This window comes from Streptococcus sp. E17BB, assembly GCF_041807725.1.
Taxonomy (GTDB): domain Bacteria; phylum Bacillota; class Bacilli; order Lactobacillales; family Streptococcaceae; genus Streptococcus; species Streptococcus entericus.
Genome location: NZ_JBGTZC010000060.1, coordinates 1 through 6,955, shown reverse-complemented (window position 1 = coordinate 6,955; position 6,955 = coordinate 1). Strand labels below are relative to the sequence as shown.

9 protein-coding genes and 1 pseudogene are annotated in these 6,955 nt (G+C 47.5%); 9 read left to right on the top strand and 1 reads right to left on the bottom strand.

Features of this window, described 5'->3' with window-relative positions; all coding sequences use genetic code 11:
- The 9 genes from ACERC7_RS10250 to ACERC7_RS10210 form a co-directional block, all read left to right on the top strand.
- Positions 1-145, top strand: a 145-nt coding sequence (locus ACERC7_RS10250; RefSeq protein ID WP_373666877.1) for an LPXTG cell wall anchor domain-containing protein, incomplete at its 5' end; no start/stop codon positions are given.
- Between the two features lie 472 nt (positions 146-617).
- Entirely contained in the window at positions 618-1,697 is a 1,080-nt protein-coding gene (gene prfA / locus ACERC7_RS10245) for a peptide chain release factor 1 (protein ID WP_373666876.1), read from the top strand.
- Positions 1,697-2,527, top strand: coding sequence for a peptide chain release factor N(5)-glutamine methyltransferase (gene prmC / locus ACERC7_RS10240; RefSeq protein WP_373666875.1), 831 nt, complete (start codon positions 1,697-1,699; stop codon positions 2,525-2,527). The genes prfA and prmC overlap by 1 nt, the downstream gene beginning before the upstream one ends.
- Positions 2,520-3,110 carry an L-threonylcarbamoyladenylate synthase gene (locus ACERC7_RS10235; RefSeq protein WP_373666874.1) on the top strand — a complete coding sequence of 197 codons (591 nt, stop codon included), beginning with the start codon at positions 2,520-2,522 and terminating at the stop codon, positions 3,108-3,110. Before prmC ends, ACERC7_RS10235 begins: the two co-directional genes overlap by 8 nt.
- A gap of 10 nt (positions 3,111-3,120) precedes the next feature.
- Positions 3,121-3,570 carry a GNAT family N-acetyltransferase gene (locus ACERC7_RS10230; RefSeq protein ID WP_373666873.1) on the top strand — a complete coding sequence of 150 codons (450 nt, stop codon included), beginning with the start codon at positions 3,121-3,123 and terminating at the stop codon, positions 3,568-3,570.
- Positions 3,563-4,171: a YdcF family protein gene (locus ACERC7_RS10225; protein ID WP_373666872.1), complete on the top strand. Its 609-nt coding sequence runs from the start codon at positions 3,563-3,565 to the stop codon at positions 4,169-4,171. Before ACERC7_RS10230 ends, ACERC7_RS10225 begins: the two co-directional genes overlap by 8 nt.
- A 21-nt stretch (positions 4,172-4,192) precedes the next feature.
- Positions 4,193-5,446 (top strand): serine hydroxymethyltransferase, encoded by a 1,254-nt coding sequence (gene glyA / locus ACERC7_RS10220; protein WP_373666871.1) that lies wholly within the window; start codon positions 4,193-4,195, stop codon positions 5,444-5,446.
- Between the two features lie 74 nt (positions 5,447-5,520).
- The gene (locus tag ACERC7_RS10215; protein WP_373666870.1) at positions 5,521-5,721 is read left to right on the top strand and encodes a hypothetical protein; all 201 of its coding nucleotides are present in this window, start codon (positions 5,521-5,523) and stop codon (positions 5,719-5,721) included.
- Positions 5,718-6,185, top strand: coding sequence for a DUF1266 domain-containing protein (locus tag ACERC7_RS10210; protein WP_373666869.1), 468 nt, complete (start codon positions 5,718-5,720; stop codon positions 6,183-6,185). The genes ACERC7_RS10215 and ACERC7_RS10210 overlap by 4 nt, the downstream gene beginning before the upstream one ends.
- 190 nt (positions 6,186-6,375) lie before the next feature.
- On the opposite strand, the pseudogene ACERC7_RS10205 reads toward ACERC7_RS10210, so the two are convergent.
- A pseudogene (locus tag ACERC7_RS10205) lies at positions 6,376-6,955 on the bottom strand (IS3 family transposase); the annotation flags it as partial.

Below are 6,955 nucleotides of genomic sequence, written 5' to 3'. Positions count from 1 at the left end.
TGTAGCTTCAGCACTAGCCTCAGCGACAGTAGGTAAGAAGGGACTCCCTGCAACAGGCGATGTTCACACAGCTCTAGCTGCTGTCGGCGCAACAGCCCTCTTATCAGCCCTAGGCTTAGCCGGACGGAGAAGACGAGCTAGATAAGTTAATCTGATAATACAAAAACAACAGTTTTAATGCTGTTGTTTTTGTTGGTGAAGTTATCATTATTATGATTATGTTTTAAAATATTATACTCAATATGACAATGGCTCTATCACTTTAGAACTAATGTGACTAGCTAAGACAAAAATTTTTTCAAAGCGGTGCCTATTAGCCTTACCACGAGTATTTTGACCACAGAGATAGATACTCAATCTATTATTGTTAATGTTGACAATAATATAGCTTTCTAGTTTATTAAACGACAGTAAGCGCATGTTGTTTTCAATTCTAGATTACATAAAAGTACTTCCAGTGGGGGTTAAAAAGTATTGTTCTCAAAAATCATATTAAATCTATACCTGATTAGAGTTTTAGTTGCAAATAGTTTATTTATAGGACTAGGAAATAGAAGATGATAAATCCTTTTTTTTGTGGTAGAATGAAGAGTACTATATGAAAAGCGGAGAAAAGTATGAACATTTACGATCAATTACAGGCGGTGGAAGACCGCTATGAAGAGTTAGGCGAGTTGCTCAGTGACCCGGAGGTGGTATCTGACACCAAACGCTTTATGGAATTGTCTCGCGAAGAGGCAAACACGCGTGAAACGGTCGCTGCCTACCGTGAGTATAAGGCGACTATACAAGCCATCGCAGATGCAGAAGAGATGATTAAAGAAGCAGGTGGCGACAAGGATTTAGAGGAAATGGCTAAAGAAGAGCTCAAAGAGAGCAAGGCCGCTAAGGAAGCTCTCGAAGAGCGATTGAAAATCCTGCTCCTACCTAAAGACCCGAATGACGATAAAAACATCATCTTGGAGATTCGTGGTGCAGCAGGTGGTGACGAGGCGGCCCTCTTTGCCGGTGATCTTCTAGCCATGTACCAGAAGTTTTCCGAAAGCCAAGGCTGGGGATTTGAAGTCATGGAGACGTCTTACAATGGTGTTGGTGGAATCAAGGAAGTCGTGGCGATGGTATCAGGTCAGTCGGTTTACTCTAAACTGAAATACGAATCTGGTGCCCACCGTGTGCAACGTGTCCCTGTGACCGAAAGCCAAGGCCGTGTCCATACATCGACAGCGACAGTTCTTATCATGCCTGAAATCGAAGAAGTCGAGTATGACATTGACTCGAAAGACCTCCGTATCGACATCTACCACGCTTCTGGTGCAGGTGGTCAGAACGTCAATAAGGTGGCAACGGCTGTCCGTATCGTTCACTTGCCGACCAACATCAAGGTCGAGATGCAGGAAGAGCGGACCCAGCAGAAGAACCGTGACAAGGCCATGAAGATTATCCGTGCCCGTGTGGCGGATCATTTTGCCCAGATTGCGCAAGACGAGCAGGATGCGGAGCGCAAGTCTACCATCGGTACAGGTGACCGTTCAGAACGCATTCGCACCTACAATTTTCCGCAGAACCGTGTCACCGACCACCGTATCGGTCTGACCCTGCAAAAGCTGGATACGATTTTATCTGGGAAGATGGACGAAGTGGTGGATGCCCTCGTTCTCTACGACCAGACCCAAAAACTGGAAAAGTTGGCCAACTAATGCGGTTGGGACAGGTCTTGTCTTCCTTGGAAGACCGAATAGAAGCCGCAGGAGCAGAGCGAGCTGCCCTTGCCTACGTCTTTCGTGAGCTCAAGGGCTGGAGTTTGACCGACTTGGTTTTGCAGCTGTCACAGCCCATCTCGCCAGCAGACGAGGCACTCTTGACCGAGCTGGCGGACAAACTCAGCCAGCATCTTCCCGCCCAGCACCTGACCGGACGCACCTACTTTCGAGAGTTGACGCTCTTGGTGGACAGCCGTGTCCTCATCCCTCGCCCTGAGACGGAGGAGTTGGTCGATTTGATTCTTTTGGAAAATAGCAGAGCGGATTTGCGAGTCCTGGACTTGGGGACAGGTAGCGGTGCCATTGCCCTCTCTCTCAAGCAAGCTAGAGAAGATTGGCAGGTGACGGCGAGTGATTTGTCAGCCGATGCTCTGGCAGTTGCTCGTGAAAATGCCCAAAAGCACGACCTTGCGGTTACCTTTGTCCAGTCGGATGTTTACGATGGTCTAGCGGAGACCTACGACCTTATCGTCTCCAATCCCCCCTACATCGCTTACACAGACCAGCATGAGGTCGGAGAAAATGTCCTGCGCTATGAACCGCATACCGCTCTTTTTGCCGAAGAAGAAGGATTGGCCATTTATCGACAAATCCTGATAGATGCCCAGCGGCACCTGACACCAGATGGCAAGATTTATCTGGAAATTGGCTACAAGCAAGGCCAAGCGCTGAAAGCCTTGGCTCAGCAGTATTTACCCGATAAGCGCGTTCGGGTCTTGACAGACAGCTACGGCAAAGACAGAATGGTGGTGATTGATAATGGCTGATTTGGGTCAGGTTTTAGAAAATGGCGGGGCAGTCGTCCTGCCGACTGAGACGGTTTACGGGCTCTTTGCCAAGGCACTGGATGAAGAGGCTGTGGATCAGGTCTATGCCCTCAAGCAACGCCCTCGAGACAAGGCATTCAATCTGAACGTCTCAAATCCGAACGATATTCGGGAATTCAGTCAAAACCAGCCTATTTTTTTAGAAAAGCTGTATAATGAGTTTATGCCAGGATCGTTGACCATCATCTTAGAAGCCAACGACCGAGTGCCACACTGGGTCAACTCTGGTCTGGGAACAGTCGGTTTTCGGGTTCCCAATCATCCTGTGACCCTAGACATGATTGCCCAGTATGGACCATTGATCGGTCCTTCCGCCAATCGGTCAGGCCAAGCCAGTGGCATCTCTTTCGAGGACATCATGGCAGAGTTTGACGGTCAAGTGACGGGCTACGCAGATGATGCCGCCCTGACAGGACAGGACTCGACCATTTTGGACTTGTCTGGTGACAGAGCGACCATTTTACGACAAGGAGCCATCACCAAGGCACAACTCCTTGAAGTTGTGCCAGAGTTGAACTTTTAGGAGGATTAGTATGCTCAGATGTTTACACGATAAAGATGTCTCACAACTGTCGATTATCAATGAGTTGGCGTTAGGGTATTCTTTTTCAGAAGAGAAGACTGCCCAGCAATTAACTAAATTATCGGCAGATGATCACCATTTTCTGCTTGGCTATGGCGACCCTGAAACAGGAGAGTTCTTAGGCTATGTTCACGCTCAAATCTATGAAAGTTTGTACTCGCCGACAGGTTTTAATGTCTTGGCTCTGGCAGTTCACCCTGAACATCAAGGGAAGGGAATCGGTCGGTGCTTAATTGCAGGTTTAGAGGATGAAGCTAAGGCTAGAGGATATGCCTTCATCCGCCTGAATTCAGCTTCACATCGTCTGGAGGCGCATGAATTTTACCGCAGGATTGGCTACGATGGGGATAAGACGCAGCTGCGATTTATCAAGTTATTTGAGGAAGGGAACGATGATTGAACGTGAACCAGATGTTCCCGAGTTGACCGCGGATGACATGGCTTTGCTGACGGAGGCGGTCTTTGGGCAAGATCAGTTGCCTCAGGTCTGTGACTTGGGCTTTATCTTTTCGAGCACCCACCCCTTGCATTGGGAGAAGGCTGTCGAGGCTTATCGACAGGGCTATGTTAGCCAGTTTTTAGTGACGGGTGGTCGAAGCAAGACAGGACAGGCTCATCCTGATTGGCCAGGAGGTGATCGGACAGAGGCTGAGGTCATCATCGAGCACTTGGTGGCTGGGGGCGTTCCACGGCAGGCCATTCTGCATGAGAACCAATCGACCAATTCCTTGGAAAATGTTCTATTTGCTAAGGATTTGATTGATTTTTCACGCGTTAAGAGCATTTTGGTCATTTGCAAGAGCCATGTGGCAGGGCGTCAGCTACGAACCCTAGCCCAGCATCTTCCAGATGATATTGACCTTATCTCTTATCCCTTTGATACAGCTTATAAAGGACAGATAATTCGTCGGTCAGACTGGATGACCTCTGACATCGGTCGCCGACGGGTCTGGGGAGAATACCTGCGCCGGAGAACTGGGGCATTTGAAACCATTGGATAACCAACTTAAAGGAGTACACTTATGATTTTTGACAAGGAAGATTACAAGGCCTTTGACGCTGACCTTTGGGCAGCGGTACAAGCCGAAGAGCAGCGCCAGCAAAACAACATCGAGCTGATTGCCTCTGAAAACGTGGTGTCTAAGGCTGTTATGGCAGCTCAGGGCACCCTATTGACCAACAAATACGCAGAAGGCTACCCTGGCAAGCGCTACTATGGTGGCACAGACTGTGTGGACGTGGTGGAAAATCTGGCGATCGAGCGAGCGAAAGAAATTTTTGGCGCCAAGTTTGCCAATGTTCAGCCGCACTCTGGCAGCCAAGCCAACGCGGCGGCTTACATGGCGCTGATTGAAACGGGTGACACGGTGATGGGCATGGACTTGTCCGCTGGTGGCCACCTCACTCATGGGGCGACAGTGAGCTTTTCGGGCAAACAGTATAATTTTGTCCACTACACGGTTGACCCTGAGACCCACCTCCTCGACTACGATGCCATTCTGGAGCAAGCCAAGGTCGTACAGCCTAAACTCATCGTAGCAGGAGCGTCCGCTTATTCGCGGGTGATTGATTTTGCCCGTTTTAGGGAAATTGCTGACGCGGTTGGTGCTTATTTGGTCGTGGACATGGCGCACATTGCTGGTCTGGTGGCGTCTGGCCATCACCCAAGCCCAGTATCGCATGCTCACATCACGACGACCACCACCCACAAGACCCTACGCGGCCCTCGTGGCGGCTTAATCTTGACCAATGATGAGGCCATCGCTAAGAAAATCAACTCTGCTATCTTCCCAGGTTTGCAGGGTGGCCCTCTCATGCACGTTATTGCTGCCAAGGCAGTTGCCTTTAAGGAAGTCTTAGACCCTGCCTTCAAGACCTACGGTGAGCAGGTCATCAAAAACACTCGTGCCATGGCGGAGGTCTTTCTCAAGCATGATAAGTTTAAGGTCATCTCAGGAGGAACGGATAACCACCTCCTCCTAGTGGAAGTGACTGGCGTGGTTGAGAGTGGCAAGGTTGCCCAGCACCTGTTGGACGAGGTCAATATTACTCTCAATAAAAATTCTATTCCCTTTGAAACCCTGTCACCCTTCCAGACCTCTGGTATTCGTATCGGCTCCCCAGCCATCACCAGCCGTGGTCTCGGTGAAGCAGAAGCGACCAAGATTGCCGAGCTCATTATCAAAACCTTGGAAAATGCTGACAAGCCAGACGTGATTGATCAGGTGCGTGCTGAGGTTAAGGCGATTACGGATGCCTTTCCGCTTTATAGTTAACCAGAAGAAAGGAACTTAAAATAATTTCAGAATATGTTTTACTTTGTGCCCCTTACCGATTTGAAAATCGGTTTGTGACTGAACTTGATAAAGAAATAGTTGATAAAGAATTACTTCCAATTGTCTTACCGAATGTAAATATCTTGACACGATTTTTAGTAAAACACGGTCTAAAAAAGAATTTTGGTATTGTGAATAAACATACTTTGGTTAATGAAATCAGAGCTCTAAAACAAGGCGACTACCGTAGGTTAAGAATGAAGAGAAGGCTTTGACAGCTGTCCTAGAGGAGTTAACTGAGGATACAAACTTGCTGGAGATTCTAGGTCGCTTACAAGCTTTAAGCAAAGGAAAAGGGGTACAAGGTTTTGATGATTGTCGTATCATTGATGTCTTGACCAAGGCTTATGCAGGAAAGCTTGTGAGTCAGGCGGAGTTTCAGGAGCTATTTGACCAAGAGACTACTCGTATCAAGCAAGATTATGAGAGTTGGGAACAGTATTTGGCATCTTGTGTTTTAGGGAAAATTTTACAATTTGCACCCACATCTTCGACGATTGTGACGGAAGAGAGTTTTATTTTAGCGATTTATGGTTACTGCCTGGATAAAGTTAACGCTTTCTCATTTGCATCTTTCTGGGTTGATACTAACTTGGAACAACTGGGACAAGTTTTGGCTGATGTGCTCGGCTTTGATTATGAGCAAGATAAAAAAGATATGCGGGGAATTGAGGAATAGCTAGTACCAGCCATCTCTCCTTATAGGGCTCTTTGTCAACTGTAGTGGGTGAGTTATATTTACTGACGAGTGAGAAGCAACTTGGTTCTCACTCGTTTTATTTGGTTATTTTAGCTAATTAATCTTATTTATCTGTTTTATATTATGAAAAGGCACCCCTTTTCTGTACAATTTTTATAAAGCGTTTTTGTTAAGCGATAACTCGCTTAACCATAGGTGTTTGGTAATCGAGACTACCGTGAATGCGATGATGGTTCCACCAGTGGACATAGTCCTTGGTTTTAAGGGTTAGTTCTTCTAGTGACTGGCAGGTCTCCTGGTTGATAAACTCCAGTTTGAAAGAGCGGTAGGTGCTCTCATCGACGGCATTATCATAGGGACAGCCCGCTTGACTGAGGGAACGGGTAATGCCAAAGGTTTCAAGCATCTCATCAATCAACTGAGTATCGAACTCCTTGCCCCGATCCGAGTGGAAGAGGTTGACCTTGGTCAGGGCGTAAGGAATGCTTTGGATGGCTTGTTTAACCAACTCTGCAGTCTTCTGCCAACCGACTGACAGACCAATGATTTCACGGTTGAAGAGGTCAATCATCAAGTAAACATAAGCCCATCGCTTGCCAACACGGACATAAGTTAAGTCTGTTACAATCGCTTCATGATACGACGAATGCGACGACGAGACACTAGCATCCCTTGCGCTTCTAGGCGTCTCTTGATTTTTCGTGCACCGTATCTGGATTTGCTCTCACGGAAAATCTGTTTCACCTTTG